14 protein-coding genes and 2 tRNA genes are annotated in these 17,442 nt (G+C 72.6%); 11 read left to right on the top strand and 5 right to left on the bottom strand.

Annotated features, from left to right (window positions below; genetic code table 11):
• Positions 1-162 precede the first annotated feature (162 nt).
• Together AC07AW_RS21855 and AC07AW_RS21850 are read left to right on the top strand one after the other, a co-directional pair.
• Positions 163-585, top strand: coding sequence for a TIGR02611 family protein (locus AC07AW_RS21855; protein ID WP_478817141.1), 423 nt, complete (start codon positions 163-165; stop codon positions 583-585).
• 54 nt (positions 586-639) lie between these two features.
• A tRNA-Val gene (locus AC07AW_RS21850) sits at positions 640-714 on the top strand.
• Positions 715-766: 52 nt separating this feature from the next.
• Here AC07AW_RS21850 and AC07AW_RS21845 read toward each other — a convergent pair.
• Entirely contained in the window at positions 767-3,448 is a 2,682-nt protein-coding gene (locus AC07AW_RS21845) for an SCO7613 C-terminal domain-containing membrane protein (protein ID WP_478817140.1), read from the bottom strand.
• A 92-nt stretch (positions 3,449-3,540) separates the two neighbouring features.
• Between AC07AW_RS21845 and AC07AW_RS21840 the strand changes: the two genes are divergently transcribed.
• Together AC07AW_RS21840 and AC07AW_RS21835 are read left to right on the top strand one after the other, a co-directional pair.
• The gene (locus tag AC07AW_RS21840; RefSeq protein ID WP_478817139.1) at positions 3,541-3,987 is read left to right on the top strand and encodes an SRPBCC family protein; all 447 of its coding nucleotides are present in this window, start codon (positions 3,541-3,543) and stop codon (positions 3,985-3,987) included.
• Between the two features lie 39 nt (positions 3,988-4,026).
• Positions 4,027-4,098: transfer RNA gene (locus AC07AW_RS21835), tRNA-Val, on the top strand.
• 54 nt (positions 4,099-4,152) lie between these two features.
• Here the strand turns inward: AC07AW_RS21835 and AC07AW_RS21830 are convergent.
• Positions 4,153-4,881 (bottom strand): exonuclease domain-containing protein, encoded by a 729-nt coding sequence (locus tag AC07AW_RS21830; RefSeq protein ID WP_478817138.1) that lies wholly within the window; start codon positions 4,879-4,881, stop codon positions 4,153-4,155.
• Between the two features lie 121 nt (positions 4,882-5,002).
• Between AC07AW_RS21830 and AC07AW_RS21825 the strand changes: the two genes are divergently transcribed.
• From AC07AW_RS21825 to thrS, 3 genes are all read left to right on the top strand, one after another.
• Entirely contained in the window at positions 5,003-5,569 is a 567-nt protein-coding gene (locus tag AC07AW_RS21825; RefSeq protein WP_478817137.1) for a DUF4365 domain-containing protein, read from the top strand.
• A complete protein-coding gene (locus AC07AW_RS21820; RefSeq protein WP_478817136.1) occupies positions 5,569-6,882 on the top strand; it encodes a serine/threonine-protein kinase in 1,314 nt (437 codons plus the stop codon). The genes AC07AW_RS21825 and AC07AW_RS21820 overlap by 1 nt, the downstream gene beginning before the upstream one ends.
• A gap of 147 nt (positions 6,883-7,029) precedes the next feature.
• Complete coding sequence (gene thrS / locus AC07AW_RS21815; protein WP_478817135.1) at positions 7,030-9,006, top strand: threonine--tRNA ligase; 1,977 nt, start codon at positions 7,030-7,032, stop codon at positions 9,004-9,006.
• A 12-nt stretch (positions 9,007-9,018) separates the two neighbouring features.
• On the opposite strand, the gene AC07AW_RS21810 is transcribed toward thrS, so the two are convergent.
• Positions 9,019-9,702 carry a potassium channel family protein gene (locus AC07AW_RS21810; protein WP_478817134.1) on the bottom strand — a complete coding sequence of 228 codons (684 nt, stop codon included), beginning with the start codon at positions 9,700-9,702 and terminating at the stop codon, positions 9,019-9,021.
• A gap of 65 nt (positions 9,703-9,767) precedes the next feature.
• On the opposite strand from AC07AW_RS21810, the gene AC07AW_RS21805 reads away from it, so the two are divergent.
• Positions 9,768-10,331 carry an HIT family protein gene (locus AC07AW_RS21805; protein WP_225799511.1) on the top strand — a complete coding sequence of 188 codons (564 nt, stop codon included), beginning with the start codon at positions 9,768-9,770 and terminating at the stop codon, positions 10,329-10,331.
• 28 nt (positions 10,332-10,359) lie between these two features.
• Here AC07AW_RS21805 and AC07AW_RS21800 read toward each other — a convergent pair whose 3' ends face one another.
• A complete protein-coding gene (locus tag AC07AW_RS21800; protein WP_478817133.1) occupies positions 10,360-12,015 on the bottom strand; it encodes a hypothetical protein in 1,656 nt (551 codons plus the stop codon).
• 176 nt (positions 12,016-12,191) lie between these two features.
• Positions 12,192-14,408 (bottom strand): elongation factor G-like protein EF-G2, encoded by a 2,217-nt coding sequence (locus AC07AW_RS21795; RefSeq protein ID WP_478817132.1) that lies wholly within the window; start codon positions 14,406-14,408, stop codon positions 12,192-12,194.
• A 281-nt stretch (positions 14,409-14,689) separates the two neighbouring features.
• Between AC07AW_RS21795 and pgsA the strand changes: the two genes are divergently transcribed.
• Genes pgsA through AC07AW_RS21780 form a run of 3 tightly spaced genes read left to right on the top strand, consistent with a single transcriptional unit; the run spans position 14,690 to position 17,414 of the window.
• Complete coding sequence (pgsA, locus tag AC07AW_RS21790) at positions 14,690-15,352, top strand: phosphatidylinositol phosphate synthase (RefSeq protein ID WP_478817131.1); 663 nt, start codon at positions 14,690-14,692, stop codon at positions 15,350-15,352.
• A complete protein-coding gene (locus tag AC07AW_RS21785; RefSeq protein WP_478817130.1) occupies positions 15,349-16,263 on the top strand; it encodes a phosphatidylinositol mannoside acyltransferase in 915 nt (304 codons plus the stop codon). Before pgsA ends, AC07AW_RS21785 begins: the two co-directional genes overlap by 4 nt.
• Positions 16,260-17,414 (top strand): glycosyltransferase family 4 protein, encoded by a 1,155-nt coding sequence (locus AC07AW_RS21780; RefSeq protein ID WP_478817129.1) that lies wholly within the window; start codon positions 16,260-16,262, stop codon positions 17,412-17,414. Before AC07AW_RS21785 ends, AC07AW_RS21780 begins: the two co-directional genes overlap by 4 nt.
• Positions 17,415-17,442 lie beyond the last annotated feature (28 nt).

Genomic DNA, 17,442 nt, shown 5'->3' with positions numbered 1-17,442 from the left:
GCTCGGGGATTCGCACGTCGGCGAAATCGACATGCCACCTCCGGTGCCGTTGTAAACCCCTCTGTCGGTTTTGTGATCGTTCAGGTAGCTCGTATGGGCGCGTGTGACCTGCGGTAATACCGCCATTCCGGTGGGGGCTTCCCGTCCGGTAGGTTGGGGAGTATGAATGCGGAGAGTGACGAGCGCACCGGGGAGTCCGCAGGCGGCCAGGAAGCCGAACTGGGATCCCGCGCACCGGAGTTCATCAAGTCGCGACGAGGCCTGCATCTGAGCTGGCAGGTCGGCGTCTTCATCGTGGGACTCGCCGTGGTCGGCGCCGGAGTGGTGATGCTGCCGCTCCCCGGGCCCGGCTGGCTGGTCATCTTCGGAGGCATGGCGATCTGGGCGACCGAGTTCGTCTGGGCCCAGCTCGTGCTCCGCTGGACCAAGCGCAAGGTCACGGAGGCCGCCCAGCGCGCCCTCGACCCCAAGGTCCGCCGCCGGAACATCATCCTCACCACCATCGGTCTGGTGATCGTCGCGGCACTGCTCGCGGTCTACTTCTGGAAGTTCGGCTTCGTCATGCCGTGGAAGATCGACGAGTGACCTTCCGGTGGTGCGGGAGCCCCGCTGACATGGGGTAATGTTTGCGGTGCGCCCGGGCGATTAGCTCAGTGGGAGAGCACTTCGTTCACACCGAAGGGGTCACTGGTTCGAACCCAGTATCGCCCACCACCCGGATCGAAGGCCCGGAGACGGAACACCGTCTCCGGGCCTTCGGCGTCTCTCACCGCATCCGCGCGAGCCGCTCCCGCAGCCGCCGGGCGTCCCGCAGCCGCTGCTCGTACGTGGCGCCCACCCCGAGCAGCAGCAGCCCCGCCAGGGCCGGCGGCAGCCAGCGCGGCAGCGCGCCCACCGCCTGCACCACGTACGGCGCCAGCTCGTGCAGCCCGTCCAGGGCGAGCACCGCGCCGCCGAGGACCAGGAGCGCCTGGAGCCGGAAGCGGGCACCGAGCAGCGTCACCACGAGCGCCGCGACCCCCAGGGCCAGCGGGCGGGCCCACTCCGGGTCCGTCCAGGCCGCGAAGAGGCTCGGCAGCAGCGTCACCGCGAGACCGGGGCCGTACGCCGTCCAGGACGAGGCCTCCGGGTCCCGGCGGCGCCGCAGGAACCCGACGGCCAGCGCGGGCACCGTCACCGGCAGCGTGTACGCCTCCGGGGTCGTCACGTCCCAGACCGCGAGCCGCACCCACGTGGCGAGCAGGAACAGCACCGCAGCCGTCCACGAGGCGAACCGACGCCGCTCCGGCCGTACCGCCGTCGCCGCCGCGATCACGCCGCCCAGAGCCAGCGCGAGCGCGAGGAACGCGGGCCGGGACGCGGCGATCCCGAGGGCGAGCAGCCCCACGGCCCCGCCCGTGATCTCGACCGCCAGGGCCACCGGGCGCGGTGCCCGGGAGCCGACGGCCGCGGTCGCCGCCGGGACGAGCAGCAGCGCGAGCGCCGTCCAGTGGTCCGCGAACCCGCCGGCGGCCGCGACCGCGAAGACGAGCCCCGTGGCGGCGAGCACCGCCCCGCAGGCGGAGACCACCCGGCGCGCGCCCGAGCCGAGCACCGCGACCCCCGCGAGGAGCGCGAGGACCACGCCGAGCACGGCGAAGGTGGCTCCCCGGACGTCCAGGGCCAGGGCGACCGCACTCACGGCTGACCCGAGCCCACCGACGTACGCGGTCCAACCGAGGACCGTCCCGGGCTCCAGGACCCGATTCCGCGGCGGGACAGGCGCCCACGCCGGCCACGCCCCGGACGGCGAGCCCGGCGGCGGAGTGGGTCCTGCGGGCCCGGAGCCCTGAGGTGCGGGAGCCTCCGGCGCGACCGGGCCGGCTTCCTCGGGGGCGGCCGGTGCACCGGCCTCCGGCGCAGCCGTTCCCGGAGCAGCGGGCGTACGCAGGCCGCGCGTCAGCGGGCCCGGGCGGATCGCGATGCCCAGGGCCGCAGCGGTGGTCAGCAGCTGGAGGGCGAGCGTCGCCGCGTACGGCAGGTCCAGGGAGACCGGCAGGGCCGTGAGCAGCGCCCAGGCGAGGGCGAGGGCGCCGCACCGGGCCCAGAGTCGGGGGAGGGCCGCGAGAGCCGCGACGGCCACCGTCAGGACCAGGACCGCCGTCGCCGGGTAGGAGGTCAGGGCACGCGCGGCGTGCTCGCCCGACCAGACGTCCGTCGTCCGGGCCATGGGCCCGAGGAGCCCCGCCGCCACCGGCGGCAGCGCCCACACGACCCCCAGCGCCGCGACACCCGCGCCCGCGCCGGCGAGGCCGAGCCGGATACCGCGCGGCAGACGGACACCGGCACCGGCCGGGACCGCCGGGTCCGATCCGGCACCGCGCGACTCGCCGCCGCCGGCCGCCGGGGAATCGCTTCCGCCCGCGCGGGGCACGCCGCCCCCGGACGGCGCCTCCGCGGACGCCGCCCCGCCGGACCTACCCTCCGTCGCGCCGCCGAGGCGCCACACCGAGGTCAGGGCCAGCGCGCAGAGGACATAGCCCGGCACCGCCCAGTCGGCGGGGAGCGCCGAGCGCAGGAGGCCGCCCACCGCAGTGAGGACCGCCAGGCCCGCGACCGCCGCGGCCGCCGCCGCGAAGGCGGGGACGCGCCAGGCCGCGTACAGGGTGACCGCCGCGCCCGCCAGGAGCAGCAGGGCGCCGCTCCACGGGGCGACCAGGGAGAGCCAGCCGCCCGTCAGCAGGGCCCAGCCGCCCAGTACGGCCGCGGCCGTACCCGCCGTGATCCGCACCGCCGCCGGCCGGGTCCACAGCACGACCGCGGCGTCCGCCGTCGCCGTGAGGAGCGCCGCCCAGGCGAAGGCCGTCGACCCGCCGCCGGCCGCGAGGACACCGAGGGGCAGCGGCAGCTGCGCGGCGACCACCGCCACCGGCAGGGGGATCCGCAGCCCGGACAGTGCCGAGCCGTACGCCGTCCACGCGCCCGCCAGGACCGCCGACGCCACCGCCGTGTACCCCAGGCCGCCCGTTTCCGGCAGCGCCACCCGGTGCAGCGCGTACGCGTCGAGAACCGTCAGGACCAGGCCCAGCGCCGCCACCGACTCGGCCGTCGACACCAGCCCCTTGCGCAGCAGCGCCACCGGCGTCGCGAGCGCCGCACCCGTCACCACGGCCAGGACCGTCGCGCGGGCGCCGATCCCCATCGAGCCCCAGCTCACCAGGGTGAAGGCGACCGCGGCGATCGTCAGCAGGGTGCCGCCGAGCGTCAGCAGCACGTTCTGCGCGCTCCGCGGCGTCGAGTCCGTGAGCGGCCGGGGCGGGTGCACCCGGGCCGCCGCCGCGACCGGCGAGTAGAGCACCTGGATCAGCCAGGCGCGGCGGGCCAGCAACTGGGAGCGGCGCGCGTCGAGTTGCGCCAGCTCGCGGTCGACGAGCACCAGCTCGTCCGCGGGCGGCAGGGAGTTGTCCATATCCGGAGTGTGGTCCCGGCCACAGCCGGCGGGAATGCGTCCCGGTACTCAGATTCCCGAGATTCCCGCCTGAGTACGTCCACACTGGGGGCATGGACTGGTGCCGGTACCGCTTCCGCTGCGTCTGGCGCCTCGCCGCACCGCCCGAGGCCGTCTACGCGGTCCTCGAACGCGCCGAGGAGTACCCCCGCTGGTGGCCCCAGGTCCGCGAGGTCGTCCCCCTCGACGAGACCACCGGCACCGCCCGCTTCCGCTCCCTCCTGCCGTACGAGCTCGTCGTCACCGCCCGGGCCCTGCGCCGCGATCCGGCCGCCGGCGTCCTGGAGGTCGGCCTTGGCGGGGACCTGGAGGGATGGGCCCGCTGGACCGTCACCCCGGAGGGGAGCGGCACGCACGCCCTGTACGAGCAGGAGGTCGAGGTCCGTGCCCGGCTGCTGCGGGCGTTCGCCGTCCCCGGACGGCCGGTCTTCCGCGCCAACCACGCCCTGATGATGCGCGGCGGACGGCGCGGACTGGCGGCCCGCCTGCGCGCGGTTTGAACCGGAGGTGTGAAGACCTGTATGGTTCAACCCGTTCCCGGGCGATTAGCTCAGCGGGAGAGCACTTCGTTCACACCGAAGGGGTCACTGGTTCGATCCCAGTATCGCCCACCGGGAGAGGCCGGTCCGTCGAAAGACGGACCGGCCTTCCGCATTCCCGCCCTCTCACGCCGCCGTGCGCAGCTCCGGCCGCAGCGGCCACGCCGGGTCCACCGTCTCCGGCGTCCCCTGCCGGGTGAACCAGGCCTGGAGTCCCCGCGCCTGCGCCGCGTGCCACACCGCCTGCAGCGTGTGGAGCTCCGTCGGCGTCAGCCGCTCCAGCCGGGACGAGAAGCGCCGCGCCACCGCCCGTACGACATCCATCGCCGCCGTCGCGTCCGCCGCGGCGTCGTGCGCGCCCGCCAGCTCCACCTCGTAGTGCGCGCACAGGTCCGTCAGCGTCCTGCGGCCCTTCCGGTACCGGTCCAGGTGCTTGTCCAGGACCCGCGGGTCGAGCACGCACAGGGGCGCGCCCGCCGTGTAGTTCCCCAGCGACGACGCTCGGTGCCGGCGCAGTTCGCGGTCCAGGATCGTCAGATCGAACGGCGCGTTCATCACCACCAGCGGCCGTCCCGCCGCCGACTGCTCGGCCAGCGCGCGCGCCAGCTCCTCCATCACCGGGGCCGGCCACCGGCCGTTCCGCTGGAGGTGATCGTCCGTCAGGCCGTGGACCGCCGTGGCCCCCTCCGGCACCGGTATGCCGGGGTTGACCAGCCAGCGCGTCACCCGCGGACGCGCCCCCTCCGTGTCCTGGACGACGAGGGCGGCCGAGACGATCCGGTCCTCCTCGACGTCAACTCCTGTGGTCTCCGTGTCGAAAGCGGCCAGGGGCCCTTCGTACCAGTGCATCGACATCCCCGAACTCCCTGCACACGTGCGGCAGATGGCCAACCCCCTGCCCCGAAACGGTGATACCCGGACTGTTTGCGTCGTACGCGGACCGGTCACAACACAAGGGACGGGGAAGGAAGAAGACATGGCGCTCGCCCAGCCCGAGTCGGGAGGGCTGCCGCCCCAGCGGCTGGCACCGACGCGCGGCTCACTCGCCACCACCGCCTGCATGGAGACCCTTCAGGTGGGATACCTGCACGCCGTCGCCGCCGCGGCCGGCTGCTCGCTGTCCCAGCCCTTTCCGGACAACGGCATCGACTGGCACGTGAGCCACAGCGCTCCCGGGCACACCGTCGACGACGAAGTGACCATCAAGGTGCAGCTCAAGTGCACCTACCAGATACCGCCCCGCCCGCCGGGGAACGCGTTCTCGTTCACCCTCGACAACGACCACCTGGTGAAACTCGCCCGGACGCCGGTGTCCGTGCACAAGATCCTGGTCGTCATGCTCGTCCCGAGGGCACCGGAGGACTGGCTGAGGGCGAGCCACGACCGGCTCGACCTGCGGCACTGCTGCTACTGGATCAACCTGGCCGGGCACCCGGTCACGGGACGGCGCCGGACCACCGTGCGCATCCCGACGACGCGGATCTTCGACGACCGGGCGCTCTGCGAGATCATGACCCGGGTCGGCGTGGGAGGGAGACCTTGATGCACCGGCCGATCGACGAACCCGGGTTCGGGAACGAGGGGGACGGGGCCGGGCGCGGCCCCGTCCCTCCGCCCTACCGGCCCCATCCGGCCCCCGGCGAGACCCCGGGACCCTGGACCGGCATCCCCGCCCCGCCCATCGGGCCCTGGGCCGACACCCAGGGCGCACCCGACCCGGGCAGGGTCGACCCGCGGGTCCTCGGCGCCCTCCTCGCCCGCCACGGCTGGCGGCGCCGCGGCGGCGCCGTCGGCCGCTACAGCCGCTGGACCCCGCCCGGCAGCGGCACCGGCACGAGCCTCCTCGTCCCGGAGAGCCGCGCCTTCCCGGACTGCGAGGACCTGCTCGGCGAGGCGCTCACCGCCCTCGCCCACAGCGCCACGCCCTCCGCGCGCGAGGTCCTCACCGGCCTGTCCGTGCCCAGCGACGAGATCCGCTGGTGGCGCGACGTGCCCCCGGGCCCGGCCGGCACCGTCCCCTGGACCGTGCAGGAGCAGCTCAGGTCCGCCGCCCGTCAGCTCCTCCTGGCCGGCGCCCTCGCCGTGCGCGGCCGGGCCGGCTATTACGGTGCCCGGTACCGGCGCGCCGCCCAGACGTCCCTGGAGACGGTCGTCGTCGGCGCGGCGCCCGGCGGGCGCGGCCTCACGGCCTTCCTGCCGGTCGAGCCGGGCCGCCCGATCGCCGTCCGGCTCTACCACGCGCTGTACGCGGCCCGCGAGGCCGTCGACTACCAGCGGGCCACCGGCGGCATGGAGGCCTTCGACGCGGCCGTCGAGGCGGGCGTGAGCCGTGAGCTCACCGAGGCGCTCGTCGCCCTCGTCCGGGGCACCGAGGGCGCCCGTGTCGCCCTGGAGTGGGCCCCGGCCGCCGGGGCGCCCGAGGGGTGCGCCGCCCGGCCCGAACCGGTCGAGTTCTCGCCCGGCGACCTGCCCGCGCTGCGGGAGGCGAGCGCCCGCTATCTGACCGACGAGCCCTCCGTGCCGGTCCGGCTCACCGGCGCCGTCGTCCGCATGCGCCGCTCGGGGCCGCGCGGCGAGGGGATCGTACGGCTCCGGGTGCTCGCCGGCGCGGACGTCCCGCACGTCCGGGTCGCCCTCGACGAGGAGGCGTACCGCACGGCCGGCCACGCCCATCTCGTCGGCCTCCCGATCCGGGTGGTGGGGCGCCTGGAGAGCCGGGGCGGCTTCCGCCGTCTCACCGACGCCACCGGGGTCGTCCCCGTCCAGGTCGACGAGACGGAACGGGACCGGCTGCTCAAGGCCCTGCACGAGAACCTCGATTTCTTCGAGGAGGCGTGCGGGCCGGAGGAGGAGTAGGGGCGGGGGAGCCGGGGACCGGGAAACCCTTTCGCGAGGGGTGCGAACCGCTCGGTAAGATCGGTGACGACGCGGCACCTCGTCTCTGCCGCGCGTCGCCGGCGCCGGCACCTCGTGTCTGCCTGCGCCCTTATGTATGGAGTACCCGTGTCTGATGTCCGTGTGACCGTCCAGTCCGCCTCGGAGGCAGAGGAGAGGGCGGTGAGCGCGGGCACCACCGCCGGCGCCCTGTTCGCCGACGACCGCACCGTCATCGCCGCCCGCGTGGGCGGCGAGCTGAAGGACCTGTCGTACGAGCTCCGCGACGGCGATGTCGTCGAGGGCGTCGAGATCTCCTCCCCGGACGGTCTCGACATCCTGCGCCACTCGACCGCGCACGTCATGGCCCAGGCCGTGCAGGAGCTCTTCCCCGAGGCCAAGCTGGGCATCGGCCCGCCGGTCCGGGACGGCTTCTACTACGACTTCGACGTCGAGAAGCCCTTCACCCCCGAGGACCTCAAGGTCATCGAGAAGAAGATGCAGGAGATCCAGAAGCGCGGCCAGCGCTTCGCCCGCCGCGTGGTGACCGACGAGGCCGCCCGCGAGGAGCTGGCGGACGAGCCGTACAAGCTGGAGCTCATCGGCATCAAGGGCTCCGCGTCGACCGACGACGGTGCGAACGTCGAGGTGGGCGGCGGCGAGCTGACCATCTACGACAACCTCGACGCCAAGACCGGCGAGCTGTGCTGGAAGGACCTCTGCCGCGGTCCGCACCTGCCGACCACCCGGAACATCCCGGCGTTCAAGCTGATGCGCAACGCGGCCGCCTACTGGCGCGGCAGCGAGAAGAACCCGATGCTCCAGCGCATCTACGGCACCGCCTGGCCGTCGAAGGACGAGCTGAAGGCGCACCTCGACTTCCTGGCCGAGGCCGAGAAGCGCGACCACCGCAAGCTGGGCAACGAGCTCGACCTCTTCTCCATCCCGGACGAGATCGGCTCCGGCCTCGCGGTCTTCCACCCCAAGGGCGGCATCATCCGCCGGGTCATGGAGGACTACTCGCGCAAGCGCCACGAGGAGGAGGGCTACGAGTTCGTCTACTCGCCGCACGCCACCAAGGGCAAGCTGTTCGAGAAGTCGGGCCACCTCGACTGGTACGCCGAGGGCATGTACCCCCCCATGCAGCTCGACGAGGGCGTGGACTACTACCTCAAGCCCATGAACTGCCCGATGCACAACCTGATCTTCGACGCGCGCGGGCGCTCCTACCGTGAGCTGCCGCTGCGCCTGTTCGAGTTCGGCACCGTGTACCGGTACGAGAAGTCCGGCGTCGTCCACGGTCTGACCCGGGCCCGTGGCTTCACCCAGGACGACGCGCACATCTACTGCACCAAGGAGCAGATGGCGGAGGAGCTCGACAAGACCCTCACCTTCGTCCTGAACCTGCTGCGCGACTACGGTCTGACCGACTTCTACCTGGAGCTGTCCACCAAGGACCCGGAGAAGTTCGTCGGCTCGGACGAGATCTGGGAGGAGGCCACCGCGGTCCTCCAGCAGGTCGCCGAGAAGCAGGGCCTCCCGCTGACCCCCGACCCGGGCGGCGCCGCGTTCTACGGCCCGAAGATCTCCGTGCAGGCGCGCGACGCCATCGGCCGTACCTGGCAGATGTCGACCGTGCAGCTCGACTTCAACCTGCCGGAGCGCTTCGACCTGGAGTACACCGCCCCGGACGGCACCAAGCAGCGCCCGGTCATGATCCACCGCGCGCTGTTCGGCTCGATCGAGCGGTTCTTCGCCGTGCTCCTGGAGCACTACGCGGGCGCGATGCCGCCGTGGCTGGCCCCGGTCCAGGCGACCGGTATCCCGATCGGTGACGCGCACGTCGACTACCTGTACGAGTTCGCCGCCAAGGCGAAGAAGCAGGGTCTGCGCGTGGAGGTCGACTCCTCCTCGGACCGGATGCAGAAGAAGATCCGGAACGCGCAGAAGCAGAAGGTCCCGTTCATGATCATCGCGGGTGACGAGGACATGGCCGCCGGCGCCGTCTCCTTCCGCTACCGCGACGGCTCGCAGGAGAACGGCATCCCCGTCGACGAGGCGATCGCCAAGCTCGCCAAGATCGTCGAGGACCGCGTCCAGGTCTGATGACCTGAGCCTTCAGGAGGCCCCCGGGGAATCCCCCGGGGGCCTCTCGTCGTCCCGGGTGAACGCCTGGATCAGCCAGGACGAGAAGGAACCCGTCACCGCGCCGAGCAGGGCCAGGCCGACGCCCATCATGCCGACGGCCACGAGGCGGCCCATCGGCGTCACCGGCGTGACGTCGCCGTAGCCCACCGTCGCCAGGGTCGCGCACGCCCACCACACCGAGTCCCCGAACGTGAGGATCGTCGCGCCCGGCGCGTCGTGCTCGTAGGCGTAGACGGTCAGCGCCCCCGCGAAGCCGAGCAGGCTCGCCGTCATTCCCGCGTACGCCATGACCCGGGCGTAGAGCGTGAGCCGGGGCTTGTCGTGGCGGCGCTGCACCCGGTCGTAGACGCTCACCACCCGCAGCGGGCGCAGCAGCGGCAGGATCACCACCACCGTGTCGAGGAGGTGGTGGCGCACGAAGCGGAGCAGGCCGAGACCGCTCAGCCTGACCCGTACGACATAGTCCACGAGGAAGACCGTCCACGAGGCGTACGTCAGCGCGAGACACAGGTCCCGCACGACCCCGGGCAGATCGTGGCCCAGGATCCGCACCGCGTACGTCGCGAGAAACACCAGGGACGTGACCGTGAGCGGGGTCTCCATCCAGCGGTCCCAGCGTTCCTGGGCGGGTGGGATGAGCGGTCTGTCTCTCATCGGATCAGCATGGCCGCTGCATGGATCTTCCGCCCCGGCGACACGTTCCGAACGGACGACGCAATATGCTGCTCAGCATGACGACTGAGCCGGAGCAGCAGATCGGAGTGGGGACGCAGGACGCGTTCCAGCGCCTGTGGACGCCTCACCGGATGGCGTACATCCAGGGCGAGAACAAGCCGACCGGGCCGGGGGCCGAGGACGGTTGTCCGTTCTGTGTGATTCCGTCGAAGTCGGACGAGGACGGTCTGGTGATCGCGCGCGGCCAGGGCGTCTACGCGGTGCTCAACCTCTACCCGTACAACGGCGGCCACCTGATGGTGGTCCCGTACCGCCATGTCGCCGACTACACCGACCTCGACGAGGCGGAGACGGTCGAGCTCGCCGCCTTCACCAAGCGGGCGATGGTCGCGCTGCGTGCGGCCTCCGGCGCGCACGGATTCAACATCGGCATGAACCAGGGCGCCGTCGCGGGCGCCGGCATCGCCGCGCACCTGCACCAGCACGTGGTGCCCCGCTGGGGCGGGGACACCAACTTCATGCCGGTCGTGGGCCACACCAAGGTGCTGCCCCAGCTGCTCGCCGACACCCGGAAGATGCTGGCCGACGCCTGGCCGGCCACCCTCTGAAACGCCCGAACGCCACGGGGGACCCGGGTCAGGCGTCGTAGACGTCGGCCTTCTTCGGACCCGGGTCCTGGATGCCGCCGCTGAGGACGAGCGAGCGGTTGGTGAAGCGCTCCGTCTCCACGTTGTGCTCGTCGAGCACCTTGAGCGTCGCGGCGTGGACGGCCCGCAGCACGGGCGTGGCCATGCGGATGGCGTCGTCGGCCATGAAGCGGTTCTTCCACAGCGGCCCGGCCCAGACGTGCCGCAGGCCGAACGGCTCGGGCAGGCTCATCTTGCCGCCGAGGAAGTCCAGGACCGGCGGGTACCAGGTGAGCGGGGCGCGCACCGCGAGCCGGACGATGTCGTTGGTCGTGAGCAGCGGCTGCTGGATCTCCTTCGTCTCCCAGAAGCGGACGGTCTTCGCGACCTCCTTCGTCTTCGCCTTCGGCTTCGTGGTGAAGAGGCCGTGGACGGGCCCCAGCGCGTGGCCGGTGACCTCGATCCGGAGCGTGTGATGGAGCGAGGTGACGGTGACCATCATGGTGAGGACGAGATTTCCGTCGTAGAGCGTGAACTGCACGCCGAGGTAGTGACGGTTGCCCGCCCCGAACTGCTGCTCGTTGCAGATGCGCTGTATCTCGTGCGGCTTCACCTGGTAGTGGACGATGTTGTCGCCCTGGGGGCGGGTGACCTCGTCGGCGCCCTCGCCGACCGTGGAGACGATCCAGTGCTTGACGGTCGGCTTGGGGAAGCCGGTCTTCAGCGAGCCGCGCTCCAGGAGCGCCAGCTCGTCGTGGATCCTGCGGATGACGTCCCAGGCGCGGAAGGCGTGGAGTTCCTTCCCGGCCTGCGGGACCAGCTCCTCGGCCAGCGCCCAGCTGCCCCAGCGGGTGCCCAGACCGAGGATCCCCTTCGTGCCCGCGTAGAAGACGATGTTGGACTGCTGCTCCGCGGAGAGCTTCTCCAGGTTGACCCGGAGCGCCTCCGCCGACTTCTCGCCCGGGTCCTGCGGGACGGACTTGGGGACGTGCGGGCCGACCCCGCCGCCGCCGAGCAGGCCCGACCAGCGCTCACGCAGGTCGACGGCGGCGTTCAGGCAGATCCGGCCCGCGAGGTACCAGCCGACGACCGGGGCGACGACCATCGCGCGCAGGTAGTTCGTCAGGATCCCGTCGAAGGGCAGCTTGATCAGGACCAGCACGGCGAAGATCCCGGCGGCCCAGAGGAGGGCGGTGCCGATGGCGCTGTGGCGCTTGTTCTCGGAGCCGGAGACGAGCCGGCGGAGCTGGATGACGCCCAGCCACAGCAGCAGACCGGGCAGGAAGAGGACACCGCAGAAGAAGGTGACCAGGGTCAGCTTGATGTCGCGCTGCCTGCGCAGATGGGTGGCGGCCAGACAGTGCTCGACGACCGGCTGCGGCTCGGCCCCGAAGGACTGGATCAGGGCCTTGCGGGCGCCGCCGAGCATGCGGACCTGGACCGCCCGGGAGAAGGCCTCGCCGAGGTCGGGGCTGAAGAGCCCCCACTTCCCCTCCTTGACCGTGGTCTTGTAGAGGTCGCTGTCCGCTTCCTGGATCGTCTTCAGCGGACTGTCGCGGTACGCGGCGGAGGCGAGCGCGTTCGTCGCGCCCGTGCCGCCTCCCGTGCTCTGGAGGGGGATCTGTGCCCCGGGTCCGAAACCGTCGATCGCCACTGCCGCCCCCATCGCGCGCGAGTACCTGTGCGGGCTGTTCCCAACTGCCGCGCCCCGCACACCTTCTGAGCTGGGCACCACAGCGTAACCGGGTACGACCGGATGCGTCACGGCCTGTGGATGTCCTCGGCCGAATGACGTCCGCCCGGCGAGTGCCGGGCGGACGTGGGCCCCTGTCGCTCCGTCAGTCAGGAGCCGTTTTCGGCCTGTTCGCGGATCTTCTCCGCCAGGTGCGGCGGCATCGGTTCGTGCCGGGCGTAGGTGCGGTCGAACCGGCCGGTGCCGTGCGAGATCGAGCGCAGGTCGATCGCGTACCGTCCGATCTCGATCTCCGGCACCTCGGCCCTGACCACGGTCCGTCCCGGACCGGCCTGGTCGGTGCCGACGACCCGGCCGCGCCGCCCCGACAGATCGCTCATGACCGGGCCGACGTACTCGTCGGGGACGAGGACCTCGACCTGGGCGACCGGCTCCAGGAGATGGACGGGCACCTCGGCGGCCGCCTCGCGCAGCGCGAGCGCCCCGGCGGTCTGGAAGGCCGCGTCGGAGGAGTCCACCGAGTGGGCCTTGCCGTCCCGCAGGGTGACCCGGATGTCGACGAGCGGGTGGCCGGTCGCCAGCCCGCGCGCGGCCTGCGCCCGGATCCCCTTCTCGACCGAGGGGACGAACTGGCGCGGGACGGCCCCGCCGACCACCTTGTCGACGAACTCGACGCCGCTGCCCGGCGGCAGCGGCTCCACGTCGATCTCGCAGATGGCGTACTGGCCGTGGCCGCCGGACTGCTTGACGTGCCGGCCGCGGCCCGAGGCGGGACCGCCGAAGGTCTCGCGCAGTGCCACCTTGTACGGCACGGCGTCGACCTGCACCCCGTACCGGCCGCGCAGCCGCTCCAGGGCGACGTCCTGGTGGGCCTCGCCCAGGCACCACAGCACCACCTGCCGGGTGTCCTGGTTCTGTTCGAGCCGCAGCGTCGGGTCCTCGGCGACCAGCCGGGCCAGGCCCTGCGAGAGCCGGTCCTCGTCGGCCTTGCCGTGGGCCTGGACGGCCAGCGGCAGCAGCGGCTCCGGCATCGTCCACGGCTCCATCAGGAGCGGATCGTCCTTGGCGGAGACGGTGTCGCCGGTCTCCGCGTGGCCGAGCCGGGCGACACACGCGAGGTCCCCGGCGATGCACTCGGCGAGCGGGCGCTGCTGGCGGCCGAAGGGCGAGGTGAGCCCGCCGATCCGCTCCTCCGCCTCGTGCAGCTCATGGCCGTTGTGGGACGGGTCCACGAGGCCGTGACCGGAGACGTGCACGGTCTCGTCGGGGCGCAGCGTGCCGGAGAAGACCCGGACCAGGGAGATCCGGCCCACATAGGGGTCGGCGGCCGTCTTGACGACCTCGGCGACCAGCGGCCCTTCGGGATCGCAGGTGATCGGGGGCCGGGAGCGGCCGTCGGGGGTGGTGACGGCAGGCGCCTCGTGCTCCAGGGGGGAGGGGAAGCCGCCGGTGATCAGCTCCAGGAGTTCGAGGGTGCCGAGGCCCTGCGTCCCGCCGTCGGCGGCGGGGGCGGCCGCGAGCACCGGATGGAAGGCGCCCCGGGCGACGGCCTTCTCCAGGTCGTCGACGAGGGTCTTCAGGTCGATCTCCTCGCCGCCGAGGTAGCGGTCCATGAGGGTCTCGTCCTCGCTCTCGGCGATGATCCCCTCGATGAGCCGGGCGCGGGCCTCCGCGATGAGCTCCCGCTGTGCCTCGTCGGGCGGGTTCTCCCGGCGTACCCCGGAGGAGTAGTCGAAGATCCGCTCCGAGAGCAGACCGACCAGGCCGGTCGCGGGCGCGTGCCCGTCGGCGCCCTCGGCGCCGCGCACCGGCAGGTACAGCGGGAGGACGGCGTCGGGGTCGTCCCGGCCGAAGAGCCCGGCGCAGACCGCGGTGAGCTCGGTGAAGTCGGTGCGGGCCGTGTCGAGGTGCGTGACGACGATGGCGCGCGGCATCCCGACGGCGGCGCACTCCTCCCAGATCATGCGGGTGGAGCCGGCGACGGCGTCGGCCTCCTGGGCGGCCGAGACGACGAAGAGGGCCGCGTCCGCCGCGCGCAGACCGGCCCTCAGCTCCCCGACGAAGTCGGCGTACCCGGGGGTGTCGAGGAGATTGATCTTGTATCCGTCCCAGCCGAGCGGGACGAGGGAGAGTTGTACGGAACGCTGCTGGCGGTGCTCGATCTCGTCGTAGTCGGAGACGGTCGCGCCGTCCTCGACCCGCCCGGCCCGGTTGACCGCTCCGGCGGTCTGCGCGAGGGCCTCGACGAGGGTCGTCTTCCCTGATCCGCTGTGGCCGACCAGCACCACGTTCCGCACGGCCGAGGGCCGGTCGGCCGTAGGAGCCCTGCCGGCGGCTCCGGCGGGGGTCTTCGCCTTGTCACCCATGATGTTTCCTCCCGACTGCTCGCACGGTGCGGCGGGACGCGGGCGCGGGGGAGTGGTGTGTCGCGGTACGGCTCCTGCGGTGCCCGCGGTGGTCCTTCGAGCTTTGCACCGACGCCAGGACGCGTCCATACGTCGTACACCGCGGAGCCCCCCGGGGGGACCGTCGGCGGGTCGCCGACGCGGCCGGGCGGGTGCCCGCCCGTACCCCGGGACGCTCGTGGCTACGATGGGTGAGCCGGTGGTCATAGGGGCCGCGCGGCCCACCGAACCTCGGGAAGGCCATGCTGAACAAGTACGCGCGTGCCTTTTTCACGCGTGTCCTCACACCGTTCGCCGCGTTTCTGCTCCGCCGGGGCGTCAGCCCCGACGCGGTCACGCTCATCGGCACGGCGGGGGTGATGGCCGGTGCGCTGGTCTTCTTCCCCCGCGGAGAATTCTTCTGGGGCACGATCGTCATCACCCTGTTCGTCTTCTCCGACCTCGTCGACGGCAACATGGCCCGGCAGGCGGGGATCTCCAGCCGATGGGGCGCCTTCCTGGACTCGACGCTCGACCGGGTCGCCGACGGCGCGATCTTCGGCGGCTTCGCGCTCTGGTACGCCGGCACGGGCAACGACAACATCCTGTGCGCCGTCGCGATCTTCTGCCTCGCGAGCGGCCAGGTCGTCTCGTACACCAAGGCCCGAGGCGAATCGATTGGCCTGCCCGTCGCCGTGAACGGCCTGGTCGAGCGCGCCGAGCGCCTGGTGATCTCGCTGGTCGCCGCCGGCCTCGCCGGACTCCACAAGTTCGGCGTGCCGGGCATCGAGATCCTGCTTCCGATCGCCCTGTGGATCGTGGCGGTCGGCAGCGCCGTCACCCTGGGCCAGCGGGTCGTGACCGTACGCCGGGAATCGGCCGAGGCGGACGCCGCCACGGCCGGGGGCAGCGGGGCGGCCTCGTGAGCACCCTCAAGGAGCGTCTGAGCGACGGGCTGTACGGCGCCGGCTGGGCGACCGTGAAGAAGCTGCCGGAGCCGGTCGCGACGGGCCTCGGCCGGCGGATCGCCGACTTCGCGTGGAAGCGGCGCGGCAAGAGCGTCCTGCGTCTCGAGTCCAACCTCGCGCGCGTGGTGCCGGACGCCACCCCCGAGCGGCTCGCCGAACTGTCGCAGGCCGGCATGCGCTCGTACATGCGGTACTGGATGGAGTCCTTCCGGCTGCCGACCTGGACCAAGGAGCGGGTCGAGCGGTCCATCGACATCAAGGACCGCCACTATCTGGAGGAGGGCCTCGCCTCCGGGCGCGGCGTCATCCTCGCCCTGCCGCACCTGGCCAACTGGGACCTCGCGGGCGTGTGGGTGACCCGCTCGGTCGGCGTGCCGTTCACCACGGTCGCTGAGCGGCTCAAGCCGGAGTCGCTGTACGACCGGTTCGTCGCCTACCGCGAGTCCCTCGGCATGGAGGTGCTGCCGCACACCGGCGGCTCCGCCTTCGGCACCCTCGCGCGGCGGCTGCGGGCCGGCGGCCTGGTCTGCCTGGTCGCCGACCGCGACCTGTCCGCCTCCGGCACCGAGGTCACGTTCTTCGGCGACACGGCACGGATGCCGGCGGGCCCGGCGATGCTCGCCCAGCAGACCGGCGCGCTGCTGCTGCCGGTGACGCTCTGGTACGACGACACGTCGGTCATGAAGGGCCGGATCCACGCGCCGATCGACGTACCCGAGTCAGGTACCCGGGCCGAGAAGACGTCCCTGATGACACAGGACCTGGCCGACGTCTTCGCCGGCGGCATCGCGGACCACCCGGAGGACTGGCACATGCTGCAACGACTGTGGCTCTCGGACCTGGAGGAGCGGGAGGAGCCGGGCGCGTGAAGATCGGCATCGTCTGTCCGTACTCCTGGGACGTGCCCGGCGGCGTCCAGTTCCACATCCGCGACCTCGCCGAGCACCTCATCCGGCTGGGCCACGAGGTCTCCGTCCTCGCCCCCGCCGACGACGACACCCCGCTGCCGCCGTACGTCGTGTCCGCGGGCCGGGCCGTGCCCGTGTCCTACAACGGCTCGGTGGCCCGGCTCAGCTTCGGCTTCCTCTCCGCCGCGCGGGTCCGCCGCTGGCTGCACGACGGCACCTTCGACGTCGTCCACATCCACGAGCCGACCTCCCCGTCGCTCGGGCTGCTCACCTGCTGGGCGGCGCAGGGGCCGATCGTGGCCACCTTCCACACCTCGAACCCGCGCTCGCGCGCCATGATCGCCGCGTACCCGATCCTCCAGCCCGCCCTGGAGAAGATCAGCGCCCGCATCGCGGTCAGCGAGTACGCCCGGCGCACGCTCGTCGAGCACCTCGGCGGCGACGCGGTCGTCATCCCCAACGGCGTCGACGTGGACTTCTTCGCCCGCGCCGAACCGAAGAAGGAGTGGCAGGGCGAGACCCTCGGCTTCATCGGCCGCATCGACGAGCCGCGCAAGGGCCTGCCCGTCCTCATGCGGGCCCTCCCGAAGATCCTCACCGAGCGGCCCGGGGCGCGGCTCCTCGTCGCCGGGCGCGGCGACGAGGAGGAGGCCGTGGCCACGCTGCCGCCCGAGATGCGCTCCCGGGTGGAGTTCCTCGGCATGGTCAGTGACGAGGACAAGGCGCGGCTGCTGCGGAGCGTCGACGTGTACGTGGCGCCCAACACCGGCGGCGAGAGCTTCGGCATCATCCTCGTCGAGGCGCTGTCGGCCGGCGCGCCGGTCCTCGCCTCCGACCTGGACGCCTTCGCACAGGTCCTCGACCAGGGGGCGGCCGGCGAACTCTTCGCCAACGAGGACGCCGACGCGCTCGCGGACGCGGCGATCGCGCTCCTCGGGGACGCACCGCGCCGCAAGGAGCTGAGCGCCCGGGGCTCGGCCCATGTGCGGCGCTTCGACTGGTCGACGGTCGGCGCGGACATCCTCGCGGTGTACGAGACGGTGACGGACGGGGCGGCGGCGGTGGACACGGACGAACGCACAGGCGGCCTGAGAGCCCGCCTGGGCCTGTAGGACGACACCGGGGCTCCCACCGGCCCGT

The organism is Streptomyces sp. NPDC044003, from assembly GCF_056435185.1.
This window is presented reverse-complemented; position numbering and strand designations above follow the sequence as displayed.